We start from the raw sequence: 16,423 nt of genomic DNA on the forward strand, positions 1-16,423 counted from the left end.
CCTTCGTCCCTTCACTACCATTTCAATACATGAATAAAAAAGAGAACTACTTTCTTTAAGCATTTCTCCTCCCCGTCCAAACAATAGCTAAACAATACATTATGAAAAATATAACGTATGTATTCCATAAACTAGGTATCGCCACTACACCTAAATAAAGAGTTCCTGGCAACATCCAAATGCAGCAAACGATCATAAAAGTCTTTTTCCTAGCAACTACCGCAATTACTGCTAGAAAAGAAGGAAGTAAGAACATGAAAAATACAGTGATATATACTTCCTTATCAAGCTCTTGATTGCTATATGGGTTGAAATATAGAAAAACAATTGTAAGGATAAAAATACTTATAGCAGCGGCTACCCCTATATAATTTTTCATCATTCCCCGCCTTCCAATAGCAATGTATTTAATACTTTCCACCACTACACCCCATCTCCTTTTTTCATAAAAAAAGACACAGAGATTTCTCCCCATGCCTACTAATTCCTAATTCTTCACCGCATGCACATAATGCACCGTCTCAAAAGCTTTTAAATAATCGTTTCGTCCTTCAAAATATAATGTATTTATGTCTTCTGGCGATAATTGCTCATAAATGAGTAAGCCCACCTTCTCTAATAGTGCTTCCATTTCAGCGTAAGAAAAACACGATTTCATCGGTTCTCCGCCTACTGCAGCCATTTTTACCATATTTTCCACTCGATTGGACAATCCTTTTTCCGTAAATAAGTTTTCATCCGGATAATCGAATACGATAGAGCTCCCCACTGGAACCATCTCGAATAAATTTTCTATTAAACTAGAAAGCTCCTCTTTCGTTAAATAGTACGTAACACCTAATAGGCTAAAGAAAGTCTTTTTATTTTCAAATCCTTCATTTACTAATTTTTGCTTCAAGAAATCTTTAGTAAAATCCATCGAAACAAAATGAAGGTTGTTTGGAGTTTCAAGTGCTGCTTCTTTTATTCTCTCCCTCTTAAACCTTTGTGTAGAAGGATGATCTACTTCAAATATTTCTATTTCATTCTCTAATTCTCGGTGTCTAAAGCTGAACGTATCTAAGCCTGCACCGAGTATGACGTATTGTTTTGCGCCTAATGTAATTTCATGTAGCAATACTCTTTCACAATATGCCGCACGTGCCAAAGGTGTTGGTGATAATTGAACTTGTGTAATCCATTTTAATATTTCTTGTGGATTGTCTTGAAACTTTTGTGCAATGTCTGTATTGAAAAAATGGATTCCTTGGACCATATTTGTTTCAATATCGTTACGTTCTTTTTTTGAAATGAAATCTTTAGCTACATAATCATCAAAGATTTTAGGACTATCAAATTCACTATGGTACGCCCTTCCGAAAGCTGATACTAGCGACGTTACACTCGCTTCACCTTTTTTCACGCACATACACTCCTTCATTTTCACAACAAAAATAGGGTTCCCCTGGCCAGGAGAACCCTATTATACACTTTATTTTTATATTGGTAAATTATAGCATAAATAAGTTTTTTTGTCAAGTTTTCAGCCTGCTACTACTCCGACATTTTGTATATTCTCTAGCAGGAAAATTGTCAATTCACATCGAATGTCCCAAATGATAACAATACATATGGAGGCCAATATGAAACGATTAGTGATCATTACAGTAGGAAAAACACACAGCGGAAAAACTACATTTGCTAAAGAACTAGAAAAAGAGTTACCCCACGCTTTCGTTATGGATCAAGATAACCAAGCTGAATTCATTAACACGCATTATGAAAAATTACAGCCGGGCGAAGGCCCAAATACATTTAAACACGGTCTTTCGAAATTCATTGTTGATTATGCAAAAGAACATACAAGTTTACATCTTATTATTTGCAACTCAAATAGAAGCCGAAACGGCCGGATGTATTTGCTAAATGAATTGTTTCAGAAAGAGGAATATGTACGTATACTCGTTCATTTTGACATTCCAAATGATGTACTTTACGAAAGAGTAGCTCGAAGCACGCGAAGTACCAATATTTTTAGAGGTGATTATTGTAGTTTCAAAGAAGTACTCGATCGACAACAGTCTGAATCACTTCACGAAGATGTGGTAAATCCTATAGAAAACGAGGCTGATTATTTGTTTGTTATTCGTAATCGTAAGGATGTAAACTCTACTATAGAAGAAATTGTTCATCTAGCTAAAGATCTCTCCCCTACCCAAAAATAATAGACTATAAGCATTACATAATGATAGATTATTATGCAAATACTTCCTCTAGACATCCTACATGGTATATAATGATAAGATAATCTACTTCTATATGCTCAATTCTACACAAAACAACTCATGCATATGAAAGAAAAGAGGTACAAAAATATGAAAACAAAACAAACAATCGCTGCGTCTACACTAGCTTTAGCAATGATTGCTGGCGCAAATTCTGCTCATGCGGAAGTAACTGATGCTACTCCTCAGCAAAGTACAGGAGATCGATTAGCTGAAATTAAGCAACATAGACAAGAATTAGATGCGAAATTACAGCAGCACAAAGAAAACGTGGATCAAAAGTTGAATGAACTTAACCAAGTTAAGGAAAATGTTGACACGAAGGTTAATGAACTACATGAGCGTAAACAAGTTGCTGATGAAAAAATTAACGAAATAAAACAACGTAAAGAAGAGCTAGATGCAAAACTTCAGCAAGACAAGCAAATCGCCGAAGATAAAATCGCTGAAATAAAAGAGCATAAAAAACAAGTAGAAGAAAAAGTTGCTGAAGTGAAAGAACATAAGCAAAATATCGATAATAAAGTGAATGAGATTAAAGAACATAAACAAACTGTCGATGAAAAAGTGAATGAAATGAAGCAACATAAAGAGAACATCGATCAAAAGGTTAATGAACTTAAGGAAGTAAAAAAACAGGTAGATGAAAAATTAGCTGAGTTAAAGAAAGCAAAACAAACTGCTGAGGACAAACTTGCTGAGTTAAAAGAAAATAAGCCGCATACTGGAAATACGTTAGAGGAACTTAAGAAAATTAAAGGCAATTTAGATAGTCTTTCCGCTAACTTAGAACTAGCGAAACAAGATGTAAAAAACAAACTAGCTGAATTACAAAAAGCTAGAGAAGATTTACTAAATAAAATTAACGAAATTAAACAAGCGAAACAAACTGTTTCAGATGATTTAACAAAGAAAAAACAAGACTTAGATATTAAAATTAACGACTTTAAGCATACTGAGAAAAAAATTGAGGACAAATTAGCTGAGGTACATACAACGAAGCAAAATGTAGATAACAAAATTAATGAAGTATCTCAATCAAAACAAACAGAAACAAAGACTGGTACTACAAACACAAACAATAACGCTAGAGAACTTCCTAACGCTGGTAGTGAGCAATCAAACAATATGGCTTTAGGTATGTTATCTGTATTAGGCGGCGTTTTATTAATTACACGAAATAAAATTAAAGCGTTATTCTCAAAATAAAGCAATTATACAAAAGACAACCGCACACTTGTGCGATTGTCTTTTTTCTTTATATTAACTTCCCATCTCTTAGCGTCAATATACGATCACATACATCAAGCATTCTTTCATCATGCGTAATCATAATTGCTGCTTTTTGGCTCTCTTTCACTTCACGTTTCATCATTTCTACAACTTCACGTGCGCGTTTTGAATCTAAGCTTGCTGTTGGTTCATCCGCTAATATTAAATCTGGGTTGTTCATGAACGCGCGAGCGATTGCTACCCTTTGTTTTTCCCCGCCAGATAGTTGATTTGGATAATGACTTTTTCTTTCTCCTAATCCAACTGCCGCTAATAAATGATCCGCACGCTTTTCTGAGTCTTGTTTGTTTTCTTTTTTAAGCTTTGCAATGTAAAGCAATTGTTCTTTTACATTTAGATATGGAACAAGATTTGCAAACTGGAAAATGAAGCCGATTTTTTTCAAACGAATGTCTGTCATTTCCTTTTCTGATAGCTTCGTAATATTTTGCTCACGAATGTAAATATCCCCTTTTGATGGTGATAATAACGCACCCGCGATTGATAATAACGTACTTTTCCCTGATCCAGAAGGACCGACGATTCCGATAAATTCTCCAGCTTTCACATCAAGCGACATCGGATGAAGGGCTGTTACTTCCGTATTCCCTTCTCCGTACACTTTACTTACTTTGTCTAATTTTAATAATGAAGTCATTACATCCCGCCTCCAATTGCTTCTAATGCATCAACTTTTAATACTTGGTATAACGAAATAAGTGTTCCTAAAATACTAATTACGATGAAGATTGCTGCATATTGTGCAATCATCGGTGTTGTTAATAAGAACGGCATACCCGCTGGTAAAATTTGTTCTAATCCTTGTACAAGAACAATACTGATTACCATCGCAACGACTGATAAGAATAACGCCTGCACGACTAAGCTATTTGCTAAATAAGAGTTCTTTGTACCGATTGCTTTTAATACACCTAATTGCTGTGTTTTTTGCAATGTAATGACGTAGAAGAATACACCGATTAGTAACGCAGCGATAACAAGTAAGAATGCAATGATCATTGTTAATGTTCCTTGCTCTTCTTTAAATCCTGGAATGCTTTGCAGTACTTCTTTTTTGTCGATAACATGTGCATTTTTAATTTCTTTATCTGTATTCAGTGCAATTGCACTATAATCTTTTTGGTTTGGTTGTGAAATAGATCCCCATACGTCTTCATTTACATAAACGACTGGTGTATGGCTAAACATTTGATCTTTCGTAAATCCAACGATTGTAAATTCTTTCTTTGAAACAGGATCAATAATTGTATCCCCAATATCGATTCCTTTTTCTTTAATAGATTCATCAGCAACCATTTCGTTATTTGCTGTGCCTAATTTCTCACCTTTTACAATGTTCGGTTCTAAAAATGAATCACGTTCACTTGAGAAAATAGCAACATCCACTTTTTTCGAACTATCTTTCTTTTCATACGTTGAAACTTTCACACGAAACGGAACGGCCTCTTTGTCGCCTACTTGATTGACTACGTTATCTACATCTTCTTTCTTAATTTGTGAACGAAGTAATTTATTTTCCGCATCATCTGCTAAAACGAACTTATTTGCCTCCATATTTTGAATCGATGAAGCATTATCATATGATAATCCATTTGCTAATCCTGAAATAACAAGAACTAAAAATGATAATAACACCATAATCAGTCCGATTAATCCGTATCTTAATTTTGATTGTTTTAATTCACGCAGAGCTAAAAACATTTCGCTCGCTCCTTCCTCTTTCTTTCTATGCACTTATCATAAAAAAGAAATATGAACGGAATATGAACAGAAGATTACAGAGGAGAAGATTTAATTTTCGGAAAGCATTGAAAATAATCAGAATCCTTGATACAATTCAGTCAAATAATCTTGACCGAGTAATTTTATTTGAGGAGTTGATCTTGTTGAAGCCCATGTTAACACTAACTACTTATAGCCAACTAAAAGCAATAAGCGATCCACTTCGTGTCGAAATGATGATGCGTCTATGCGAACGTCCTTATACAGGACAACTACTATCTGATAAATTCGGCATTCCAAGGGCTAAAATTCATTATCATTTAAAAGAATTAGAAAAGAATGGTTTTATAGAAATTGTTTATACAGAAGAAAAGAATGGCATCATTCAAAAGTTTTATCAATCTGTCGCTAGAGGCTTCACCCCTGCCGCGTACCTATTACCTCATTTAGAAATATTAAGCGAATCAGGTCGCCAAATCTTTTTACAAATGACAGAAAGAACGAAAAGCCATATTCTCGCTGCACCAGAAGAAGCTTTTACATTACGAAAAGTAAGCGAAGACCCAGCAGAGTGGAATTACGTTTCATCTTGCTGGGAGTTTGATGCCACGCCAGAACAATTTCAAGTGTGGGTGAAAAAATTTCATGAATTAATGGCTGAATTAAATGATATCGCAAAAGACGCAGATAAAGATCCAAATAGTAAATCTTATTACATTTCTACTACTGCACTACAAATCGATGAAAAAGCAATGCAGCGCTTTGTGAAAAAAGAAGAAAAATCGTAATACGATTTTTTTTACATAGACGGTCAAATTTATTTTACCGAATAATTTTTTTATAAAGGAGTAGTTTAAATGGACATATTAAAAAACCGAAATTTCCTCTTACTTTTTTTAGGAAGAATTTTTACAAACATAGGAGATAGCTTATATTATGTAGCTGCGATGTGGCTCGTATATAAGCTGAGTGGTAATCCTTTTTATTCTGGATTGGCTGGTTTCCTTACATTATTACCTTCTGCATTACAATTCCTTACCGGCCCATTCGTTGATAGATGGGCAATAAAAAACACCCTCGTCATTACACAAGTTTTGCAATGCATGCTTATTTTAATCATTCCTATTACACACTACTTCGATCTATTAACAGTTCAACTACTACTCATCATCATGCCCATCGTAGCCTTTATCGAACAATTCGCCTATCCCGCACAATCAAAAGCTTTACCACTTCTACTTCATAAAACACAACTATTAAAAGGAAATTCACTCTTTTCATTTGCGTATCAAGGCATTGATTTAATTTGCACGACGCTTTCTGGCATATTAGTAGCACTACTTGGCGCAATCACTTTATATGTAATTGACTCTATTACATTCGCGATTACTGCCCTTTTGTTCTTTTCATTGAAAATGCCAAAGCAAGCAGAAACCAATACATCACTTTCAACTAAACAATATTTCACTGATTTAAAAGAAGGTTTTTCGATCGTCTTCCGTTCATTAATGGGCGTATTCTTAATCGGTTCAGTAGTCGCTAATTTTTCAATCGGTATGACGATGGCGATACTCCCTTCTTTCGCTGATTCTTTAGGAGGCGTGAAATCATATGGCTTCTTCTTAGCCGCTATATCAGCCGGCAGTTTAATTGGAGCATTATTCAGTTCATGGGTTGGTAAACGTAATGTTGGCCGTGTCTCTATTATTGGCTTTGCGACTGGTGCTATCTTTTGGTTTCTCTCCACGATCGTACCGTTTCAGTGGTTGTCTATTCTCTTATTCGGTCTAGCCTGGATTCCAATTGGTGCAACCAACATATTATTTGCGACAATTAGTCAAATTGTAATTCCAAATCAGTATATTGGACGCATAAACTCAGTCATGCGAAGTATGGGCACAATTGCTATGCCGTTCGGTTCTTTAATTGGTGGATATGCTGCAAATGTATTTAGTAGCCAACTCATTTTCGCGTTCGCTAGCATCGGGATTTTATTTATTTCTTTCGTATGGCTACTTCATCCAAAGTTACGGGCTTTGCCGAAAGCTGATGAAATTACAGCGGATACTTTTGAAGTTCGGTTTAAAGAAGAGCGCGGGAAAAGTACAGCTTTATAGCAGAAGTGGCAGTACGTGAAATTTATATCGGCGATTTTTCAAATATATCAGCGCAACTCGGATTATATCGGCGATTTTCATAATATATCGGCGCAACTCAAATTATATCAGCGATTTTCCGATTATATCGATTTATCGACAAAAAATGACAAAAAGAAGAGGCTGTTCCCAAGCAGCCTCTTCCATCTATTTCGGAAGCTCCACCTGAACAGTAGTCCCTTCCACTTTCGTACTATATACTGAAACGTTTCCGTTATGCAGTTCAACAATTTTCTGCACAATCGATAATCCTAAACCACTACCTTCTACGTTTCTTGCCCTTGCAGTATCTACTTTGTAAAAACGATCAAATATACGATCCATTTCTTCTTTTTCCATACCGATTCCGTTGTCTGATATAGAGATCATCACGCTCGACTCTAATTCTTCTACAACAAATTCAATCGTTCCGCCGTCGTTTGAAAACTTAATGCTATTCGTAAAAATATTACTCCATACTTGATGAAGTAAGTTTTCATCACCTTGTATTGTAATATCCGGCACATCAAATTCAACGGCGATATCTTTTTCACGCCATTTCCATTCGAGCATAAAAATAACGTCTTTAATTTGCTTCTGCAAATTGAATTCTTTTATTTGTAATACTTTTTCTTCTTTATCTAGTGAAGCTAGCGTAAGTAACTGTTTACATAAACTAGACATTCGCTTACTTTCGCCCTCAATAATTTGTAAGTAATGGTTTCTTTCTTCCGCACTCATCTCTTCTGACTGTAACGTTTTTGAGAACCCTTGTATGGAAGAAAGCGGCGATTGAAATTCATGAGAAACATTTGAAACGAATTCTTGTCTCATCTCATCTAATTCTTTTATACTTTTCGTCATCTTTTGAAAATTAGTTGCTAATGTACCAATTTCATCTTTTCGATTTTCATCTAATTCGATATCATATTCACCACTTGCAATCTTTTGAGTCGCTTTCGTAAATGTTCGAATGGGACGAACGATATAACCTGCTGCAATCGCTATAAAGATAATACTTAATAGTACGATAAACCCAAGTAATACCGCTAAGAAAATTCGCATCTCGCCAAATTGGTTCTGAATGTCAGGACGAATAAATAAAGCGTACTGTTTATCACCGTGTTGCACTGGTACACCGACACTATTTATTAATTCATTATCGAAAAAACCTGTAATAAAGAGACGTGTTGGATACGTAGAAACACCATTAAACGTTTCGCCATTCAATACTTTATGAACGGTATCATCACTTATTGTTGTCTTACGAAACGCGTTGCCGATACGTTTTCCATTCTTTTTATCATCGACAATATAAATTTCATATCCTAACTTCGCAATAGACTGTAAGTATGCCTCTTGATTTTCTTCACTTTGCTTTTCATATAACGATTTTACTTCTTCCGCATACATTAAAATCTTTTCACTATTGTACGGTTTTAACTTCACTTGATAGTACACATTTGTTAATAAAAAACCGATAATACTGCTAAGTAGCATGATTCCAACCGTCATAAAAACAAATCTAGAGTATAGTGATTTCATTTTATTTCAACTCCAACTTATAACCGAGTCCGCGTACTGTCGTAATTTGAAAATCATCTGTTCGTTTTGAAAAACGATCTCTCAGTCGCTTCACATGAACGTCAACTGTTCGTTCATCTCCTTCAAAATCCATTCCCCATACTAATTCAATTAATTCTTCTCTTGAAAAGGTTCTTCCAGGATAACTAGCAAGTTGTGATAATAATTCAAATTCCTTTAATGGAAGCAAAATCGTCTGACCGTTACACTTCACTTCAAACCCTTTTCGGTCAATTATCGTTCCGTGTAATGTAATAATATCAGCACTAAGCATTTGATAACGGCGCAATAGAGCTTTCATACGGAAAATTACTTCAGCTGGTTCAAATGGTTTTACAATATAATCGTCCGTACCAGAAATGAATCCTTTTTCTTTATCGACTAGCTGATCTTTCGCAGTTAATAAAATAACCGGTATATCATGATACTTCCGGATTTCTTCACATAACGTATAGCCATCAACAAACGGCATCATAATGTCTACTATCGCAAGATGAATATTTTCTTTCTCTAATACGCCTTGCGCTACCTTTCCATCTTCCGCTTCAAAAACTTTAAACCCCTCTTTTTGCAAATGGTAATGTAACAATTCTCTAATATGCTTATCATCATCAGCTAATAAAATATGTATCATCTTCATTAAACCCTCTCTTGTTCATCCTTCTACATCCTTACCTTAAGAAACAATTGGATTTTTTGCAAGAAAAAGAAAAACAAACCAACATTTTAAGATAAATAAAAAGAATCTATTTTGAAAAAAGATTATTCAAAATAGATTCTTACGTTTTAGTATTAAGATTATTTTAATGAAAAGTAATTTCTATGCTTTAGAAATATCAACGAATCCTTCTCCAAATACGTCACGAACATCGTGTATAGCAATGAACGCAGCCGGATCTGTAGTTTGAACAATCCGTTTTAGCTTGACTACTTCTTGCTTATTAATAACAACATAAAGAATTTCCTTCGGCGTTTTCGTGTAATAGCCATGACCTGAGTACACAGTAACCCCTCTGCCCATTAATGTAGTTACCTTTCCGGCAATTTCATTCGGGTTATCAGAAATAATCGTAATGGCTTTCTTCGGATTTAAACCTTCAATTACAAATTCCATCACTTTCGTTGCTACATATAGCATAATAATTGTTATCATCAGTTTTTCTGCACCAATGATGAAATAAGACGAAAACGCAACGATTAAATCGAAGAACAGTAAACCATAGCTAATGCTCCATCCTAAATATTTATGCGTCATCCTTGCTAAGATGGTAGTACCTGCTGTTGTTCCGCCAACACGAATAATAAGACCAATCCCGCACCCAATAAATATTCCTCCGAAAATGGCATTTACGAGCATTTCATCCGAAGCAATCGTCCAACCTTCTGTCAAATGAAGGAATAGCGAGTTCGTAACTACAGCGATAATCGTATAAATTGTTGTAATCTTATTTAAAAATTTATAACCAGCTATTAACAAAATCGCATTTAAAATTAAGTTAACTAAGCCTGGTGACCATTCAAATAAATAATACGTAATAATCGTGATACCAGTTACTCCACCCTCACCAAACTCGTTCGGGATAACAAACAAATTGACACCTAACGCAAAAAGAAATGCACCAATAATAATAAAAATAATGTCTGTCGTTCTTTTTTTCATACAGTACCTCACTTCTTATGTAAATATTTATTCTGTCATAAACTCTCACCATTATATCGTGGAATATTCAAATCGAACAGTGGTTTATTTTTATTTTAATATAGGGTAATAAATCAACTTCATCCTATATCCACATGTAATTAAAAAGTAAAACAACTGTATTTATTATGTACGACAAATAAAGTTTTGATTTCACATGCAATTCACCCTAAAAAATGTATATCAACACTCTCACTCGCACAAACTTCAAATACAAAACAAATAGGCGAAGCTATAGAATAAACTTCGCATCAAGCGTGTGATCATAGAGATTCATATGAGATTTTATATTCATAATTTCCAGAAATAAATTTACTTATCCTTCTCCATATATTCTTTAATCTTTCGTTCTTCCCACTCTTTTCCGAATATCCCAACTGGAAAAGTTGTCAAACCATGTATAACGATACCGATTCCCCAACCTGCAAGTGGATATAAAAACCACAATTTACTGGAATCAGAGATTATATTTATAATAAAAAGCATTAAGTTCACTAGTATATACACCGTTAAATGAATGTAAAACGCTTTTAAATTCTCCACCCTTTTTTTAGCTCGTAAATAATTCTCATCTTGCTCCATATATAAACACCTCTTTCATTATTGTATTTTTTAAATTCGCTCCGATTTAAACATCATATTCTAATCAAAAATCTCTTATTCTCAAAAATTCACAAAATAAAAAAGATCGTCTTCATTTCAGGAAGATTGCAGGTGCTGGTGGATACCCTTTTTTGTTCGTAGTACGATACCTTGTGAAAAAATTGAAAAATCAAATTTCACAATAGAAATAAACCCTTTAAATCTGTATAATAAAATTAATAGCCATATTTTAATACAGAAAGGTTTTGGTAACATGCTAGGTATCGATATCAAAAAAACAGATGGAGAATTAATTATTTCATGGCAACTAGCTAAGATTCAAATTCCATTAAGTGAAATTATTGAAGTTACAGAAGATGAAACCTATGCTGGTGTAGAAGAAGAAAACGTAATCCGAATTGGAACAGCATACGCTACAACAGACCGGATTTTAATCAGAACAGTAAAACAAAATTATCTATTATTTACGACCAATAGAGTCTCAATTTTGAATAAAATCAATGCATAAGCAATAGGATAAAACACTTGTCTATATGGGTTTATTCGATTCAACTGTATACCCGCATTTTAAAAATTATTATAGATACAATGATGTAAAAATAAACAAAAAGTACCCAGCAAATGATCATGTGTATGACAATTTGCTGGGTACTAAGGGATATATTTGTTAATTACAGAATTCTAATTAAGACCAAATCCAAACATCATCATTATTTTCAACGTTGCTCTTTACCTCATACACTTTTTCGATATGATCCGTTGTGTTCCAGTTAATAGAACTTCCACCCCAGCCTACATACTTCATATCAATTTTTACTTTCTCGCCCGTATTAAATACTTGTCCCTTCGTTAAGAAAACATCAATAATAACTTTCTTCCCATTTAGTGATGGATACTCAACTACGACATATTTAGTAGAACCTTCTCCTTCCTCTTCCCTCGTTCCTACTTTTGATACTTCCCCAATCACATAATCAGGAGAACCATCTTCTTTCATGTGCATACCTAATTTATTTGACGTATTTTCAACTGTATTTGCAACCATATATTCAGTAAAATTACGCATCATAGATCCAGTAGCTTTTACTTCATCTCCTACTTTCACATTTGAAAGAGAATCTATATATACACTTACAGGCTCCTCATATTGCTTAGATTTTACGACAATTACACCGTTATCTACTTCTACTACTCGTCCTTCTAACGTCGAGAAATTCGATTCAATAGAAGCTGCACTCGCTTTTGATAGTTCTAATCCTGGTAAATTCGTTCCTGATAATGCTGCGATCCCTAAAGCACCTGCTAAAATTAATTTTTTCATACCCATATGTAACCTCTCCATTCATGATGATTATATTTTTTGATTGGATACGACCAACCTGTAACTATTATAGTTACAGGTTGTATAAAATAGCAACCAGCTTTCTTATGCAATGTTGCATACTGTAACTTTTAAATATGAATCGATTATTCCTATATTCAACACGAGTGCTAAATTCTTGAATCACAGCAGGGAAACGGATTGATGATGAAGAAACTAATGTGATGCATCATATTTTTTCAATACTACAGTTTGTATAATCGTAGTCCATTACATTATGTAGGAGCGGAGTTAATATGTTAAAGAAACCAAACAGATTACAGCCAGGTGATATCGTAGCAACAGTAAGTCCTTCATGGGGAGGCGCAGGTGATTCTGAGATAAGATGGCGTTATGAACAAGGGGTAAAGAGATTAGAAGAAGTTTTCAGTCTTACGGTTATCCCAATGCCAAATAGTTTAAAAGGTAGCGAATTCATTTATAACAATCCACAGGCTCGTGCGGAAGATTTAATGACAGCTTTTAAGGATACGCGCGTGAAAGCAATTATTGCGAATATTGGCGGTGAAGATAGCATCCGCTTACTTCCTTATATAGATTTTAATGTAATACGTGAAAATCCGAAAATTTTTATGGGGTACTCTGACGTTACCGTTTCACACTTGTTTTGTCATAAAGCAGGAGTTTCCTCTTTTTACGGTCCAGCAATTTTAACTGATTTTGCCGAAAATGTAGAGATGGATCCATATACAGTTGAAATGGTAAATCGGACTCTCTTTTCAAATGAGACAATTGGCGAGATTCAACCAGCTCATGAATGGACGAGTGAGCATTTAGAATGGATAGAGGTAAATAAAGATACAAGGCGTACGATGCAACAAAACAATGGCTATGAACTACTTCAAGGCTCTACTACCGTACAAGGACGCTTAATTGGTGGTTGTATAGAAGTCTTGGAATTTGCAAAAGGAACGGAGCTTTGGCCTGAGAAAAAACATTGGGAAAATAGTATCCTTTTCTTTGAAACTTCTGAAGACCATCCAGAACCAAGCTATATAAAGTATTGGTTACGAAATTACGCAGCGCAAGGCATTCTCCAAAAAGCGAAGGGTATCATCTTTGGTAAACCAAAAGACGAAATGTATTATGAAGAATATAAACATGAAATACTGCAAGTTATGAAAGAACATAACTTAGAAGATTTGCCGATTCTTTATAATTTAAATTTTGGTCATACCGAGCCGAAGTTTATTTTACCTTACGGTGCGATGGCAGAAATTGATTGTGAAAATGGGTCTTTCTCTATTTTAGAGAGTGGCGTGGAATAAAGGAAAACTTTAAATAAGTATAGCCATAAGTTTTATAATTATGTTTTCCTGATCCTACAGGAAGAATAGCGTATTTTTTCATTTTAGGGAGATTACTTATCTAATGATAAAGGGGGATTTACGTGTATGGAAGCAACATTTACAGTAAGTAAATGGGATGAAAAACTAATTGATGATACTAGAAAAGATTTCCCTATTAATATTGCCCATGTTGAATATGATATTGATGGTGAATTAAAAGGAAAAGCTTTTGTTGAATACTTATTATATTATTTAGACTCAAATATAAATGATGGTCACTTGGCTACTGCTAAAATTTCTGGATTTTTACACTTCGAAGGAATTTATAAGGGGCAACAAGGGACATTTACAGCTATAGAGCAAGGAATATTTGATAAAGGAAATCTAGATTCCCCAGGAACAATTATTAAAGCTACCGGTAACTTAGAAAAACTAAGAGGGTCCTATAATTATCAGTTTACAGGTCAAACCAGTAAACTAATTTTAGAGTTTGAATTCCAGCAAAATATCCTATAATTTAGTGGAAAGGACATTTCTTGTAATACTAGGAATGTCCTTTTTATTGACAAGCTTATTCAACTATTCTTCTATTAGTTAAGAAAAGAACAGAGTATATTACATAACGTCTTATTATCAGTATCCAGCAATGCATAAAATTTTCGTTATGGGGGGAATTAAAAATCTAAGCCCGAGAGGCATGTGCCCCCACCTATTCATTACTTTTCCTACTAACTAAAGAATAATCCCAGAAAAACTCCCCTGCATAACTTCTTTTTCAAGTTGATTCCTACATATAAACATCGCAATAATTTTTGTACGATTTTTTTCATCGAGCTCAAATTGTTCAATAGTTACGTCACAACGAATCGTATCACCGCTAAAAACAGGACGTACAAATTCAAAATCCATCTTGCGAGCTAGTACGTTATAATCACCGCCAATTTTTGTAGGCAACGTTGATGTTAACAGTCCTTGTACAACAAATCTCCCCTGCTCATCTGGTGTAACATGATGAACACCTTCATCTTTCGATACTTCCGTAAATAAAACAACATCCTCTTTCGTAAAAGTTCGCTCAAAGGTGATTTTTTCCCCTACTTGCAATTTCATCTATACCCCTCCTCAAAAACACTTTATAAATAAGAAAAACCGAAACTATAATCATTTCGGTTTTTCAATCTAAAGAAGTCTATATTTACTTTAAAGAATGTACAAACAACCCACTACGCAGTTTCGGTTCAAACCACGTTGACTTCGGCGGCATAATTTCTCCAGCGTCTGCGATTGATAGTAAAGCTTCCATTGATGTCGGATATAATGAAAACGCTGCTTTATATTCACCGCTATTTACAAGGCGTTCTAGTTCTTCTAATCCGCGGATTCCTCCGACAAAGTCAATGCGTGAATCAGATCGCGGGTCGTGTATTTCAAGTACTTGGCTTAATAAATGATCTTGCAGAATAGATACATCTAAACCTTTAACGAGATCATTCGCATCAAACGTTTCCTCTTTCACTGTGAGTCTATACCATTTCTCGTTTACATACATACCAAATGTTTTTGGCTCATTTGGTTTATACGGAGAAACAGCTGCTTCTTCTACATAAAAGTATTGTGCAATTTGCTTTAAAAACTGTTCTTCTGATAAGCCGTTTAAATCTTTCACAACTCGGTTATAGTCCCAAATGGATAATTCATCGTGAGGGAATAATACAGATAGGAAGAAATTAAACTCTTCTTCTCCTGTGTAATTCGGATATTGTTCTCTTCGCATGAGCCCTACTTTTGCTGCTGATGCTGAGCGATGATGCCCATCTGCAATATAAAGATTAGAAATATCTTCAAATAAGTTTACTAAAGTAGCAATTACATCCTCATCAACTATTTTCCAGGCAACATGCTCCACGCCATCTTCTGCTGTAAATGTATAGATTGGCGCATGCTCTTCTTTCCAGCTTGCAATGATACGTTTCACATCTTCTTTCGTACGATACGTTAAAAAGATAGGCCCCGTATTTGCATCACACACATCTACATGGCGAATACGATCTAATTCTTTTTCGTGACGCGTTCTTTCATGTTTTTTAATTGTATCATCTTCATACTCATCAATAGATGTACAAACGACAAGACCTGACTGCGTTCTTCCTTCCATCGTCAGTTCATAAATGTACAGTGATGGCTCTTCATCTTGTATGAATACTTCTTCTCGTATAAATCGATTTAAATTTTCACCCGCTTTTTCATATACACGATCATCGTACGGTGAAAGTGCCGGGTCTAAATCAATTTCTGCTTTATCAACGTGTAAGAAAGAATACGGATTCCCTTTTACAACCTCTCTTGCCTCTTTACTATTTAATACGTCATACGGTAAAGCTGCAACTTCCGCTGCTTTTTCTTCTACTGGACGAATGGCCCGAAACGGTCGGATTTTTGCCAAGTTTTCCTCT

Annotated in this window: 18 protein-coding genes; 7 read left to right on the forward strand and 11 right to left on the reverse strand. The window is 34.8% G+C overall.

All coding sequences use genetic code 11. The features are described from left to right. Positions 1-55 precede the first annotated feature (55 nt). Both ACU8YW_RS15920 and ACU8YW_RS15925 read right to left on the reverse strand, forming a co-directional pair. Positions 56-421, reverse strand: coding sequence for a hypothetical protein (locus tag ACU8YW_RS15920; protein ID WP_514132807.1), 366 nt, complete (start codon positions 419-421; stop codon positions 56-58). Between the two features lie 66 nt (positions 422-487). After that, positions 488-1,402 (reverse strand): class I SAM-dependent methyltransferase, encoded by a 915-nt coding sequence (locus ACU8YW_RS15925; protein WP_142310396.1) that lies wholly within the window; start codon positions 1,400-1,402, stop codon positions 488-490. A 220-nt stretch (positions 1,403-1,622) separates the two neighbouring features. On the opposite strand from ACU8YW_RS15925, the gene ACU8YW_RS15930 reads away from it, so the two are divergent. Further along, positions 1,623-2,204, forward strand: a complete 582-nt coding sequence (locus tag ACU8YW_RS15930) for an ATP-binding protein (protein WP_088609336.1) — start codon at positions 1,623-1,625, stop codon at positions 2,202-2,204. Positions 2,205-2,354: 150 nt separating this feature from the next. Continuing rightward, complete coding sequence (locus ACU8YW_RS15935; RefSeq protein WP_088063980.1) at positions 2,355-3,473, forward strand: LPXTG cell wall anchor domain-containing protein; 1,119 nt, start codon at positions 2,355-2,357, stop codon at positions 3,471-3,473. Positions 3,474-3,522: 49 nt separating this feature from the next. Here the strand turns inward: ACU8YW_RS15935 and ACU8YW_RS15940 are convergent, their stop codons facing one another. Beyond that, positions 3,523-4,194: an ABC transporter ATP-binding protein gene (locus ACU8YW_RS15940; RefSeq protein ID WP_426934000.1), complete on the reverse strand. Its 672-nt coding sequence runs from the start codon at positions 4,192-4,194 to the stop codon at positions 3,523-3,525. Then, positions 4,194-5,258 carry an ABC transporter permease gene (locus ACU8YW_RS15945; RefSeq protein ID WP_088063981.1) on the reverse strand — a complete coding sequence of 355 codons (1,065 nt, stop codon included), beginning with the start codon at positions 5,256-5,258 and terminating at the stop codon, positions 4,194-4,196. Before ACU8YW_RS15945 ends, ACU8YW_RS15940 begins: the two co-directional genes overlap by 1 nt. 185 nt (positions 5,259-5,443) lie before the next feature. Here ACU8YW_RS15945 and ACU8YW_RS15950 point away from each other — a divergent pair, with 185 nt between their 5' ends. Next, a complete protein-coding gene (locus tag ACU8YW_RS15950) occupies positions 5,444-6,067 on the forward strand; it encodes an ArsR/SmtB family transcription factor (RefSeq protein ID WP_097907133.1) in 624 nt (207 codons plus the stop codon). Between the two features lie 69 nt (positions 6,068-6,136). Next, positions 6,137-7,396, forward strand: a complete 1,260-nt coding sequence (locus ACU8YW_RS15955; RefSeq protein WP_088063982.1) for an MFS transporter — start codon at positions 6,137-6,139, stop codon at positions 7,394-7,396. Positions 7,397-7,582: 186 nt separating this feature from the next. On the opposite strand, the gene ACU8YW_RS15960 is transcribed toward ACU8YW_RS15955, so the two are convergent. The 4 genes from ACU8YW_RS15960 to ACU8YW_RS15975 form a co-directional block, all read right to left on the reverse strand. Further along, positions 7,583-8,959, reverse strand: coding sequence for a sensor histidine kinase (locus ACU8YW_RS15960; RefSeq protein WP_446893970.1), 1,377 nt, complete (start codon positions 8,957-8,959; stop codon positions 7,583-7,585). A 1-nt stretch (position 8,960) separates the two neighbouring features. Next, the gene (locus ACU8YW_RS15965) at positions 8,961-9,638 is read right to left on the reverse strand and encodes a response regulator transcription factor (protein ID WP_002013739.1); all 678 of its coding nucleotides are present in this window, start codon (positions 9,636-9,638) and stop codon (positions 8,961-8,963) included. Positions 9,639-9,818: 180 nt separating this feature from the next. Beyond that, the gene (locus ACU8YW_RS15970; RefSeq protein ID WP_000747488.1) at positions 9,819-10,658 is read right to left on the reverse strand and encodes a YitT family protein; all 840 of its coding nucleotides are present in this window, start codon (positions 10,656-10,658) and stop codon (positions 9,819-9,821) included. Between the two features lie 351 nt (positions 10,659-11,009). Then, positions 11,010-11,279 (reverse strand): 2TM domain-containing protein, encoded by a 270-nt coding sequence (locus ACU8YW_RS15975; RefSeq protein WP_088609333.1) that lies wholly within the window; start codon positions 11,277-11,279, stop codon positions 11,010-11,012. 274 nt (positions 11,280-11,553) lie between these two features. Here ACU8YW_RS15975 and ACU8YW_RS15980 point away from each other — a divergent pair, with 274 nt between their 5' ends. Beyond that, positions 11,554-11,808: a SunI/YnzG family protein gene (locus tag ACU8YW_RS15980; protein ID WP_000900575.1), complete on the forward strand. Its 255-nt coding sequence runs from the start codon at positions 11,554-11,556 to the stop codon at positions 11,806-11,808. Between the two features lie 177 nt (positions 11,809-11,985). Here the strand turns inward: ACU8YW_RS15980 and ACU8YW_RS15985 are convergent, their stop codons facing one another. After that, the gene (locus ACU8YW_RS15985; RefSeq protein ID WP_097907132.1) at positions 11,986-12,627 is read right to left on the reverse strand and encodes an ATP F0F1 synthase subunit alpha; all 642 of its coding nucleotides are present in this window, start codon (positions 12,625-12,627) and stop codon (positions 11,986-11,988) included. 290 nt (positions 12,628-12,917) lie between these two features. Here ACU8YW_RS15985 and ACU8YW_RS15990 point away from each other — a divergent pair, with 290 nt between their 5' ends. Beyond that, positions 12,918-13,949, forward strand: coding sequence for a S66 family peptidase (locus ACU8YW_RS15990; protein WP_098134420.1), 1,032 nt, complete (start codon positions 12,918-12,920; stop codon positions 13,947-13,949). A 126-nt stretch (positions 13,950-14,075) separates the two neighbouring features. Then, positions 14,076-14,486: a DUF3224 domain-containing protein gene (locus tag ACU8YW_RS15995; RefSeq protein ID WP_088609330.1), complete on the forward strand. Its 411-nt coding sequence runs from the start codon at positions 14,076-14,078 to the stop codon at positions 14,484-14,486. Positions 14,487-14,702: 216 nt separating this feature from the next. Here the strand turns inward: ACU8YW_RS15995 and ACU8YW_RS16000 are convergent, their stop codons facing one another. After that, positions 14,703-15,080 (reverse strand): hotdog family protein, encoded by a 378-nt coding sequence (locus tag ACU8YW_RS16000; protein WP_097907131.1) that lies wholly within the window; start codon positions 15,078-15,080, stop codon positions 14,703-14,705. A gap of 85 nt (positions 15,081-15,165) precedes the next feature. After that, a complete protein-coding gene (locus ACU8YW_RS16005) occupies positions 15,166-16,413 on the reverse strand; it encodes a DUF1015 domain-containing protein (RefSeq protein ID WP_088609329.1) in 1,248 nt (415 codons plus the stop codon). Positions 16,414-16,423: the final 10 nt, after the last annotated feature.

Source organism: Bacillus pretiosus, from assembly GCF_052947655.1.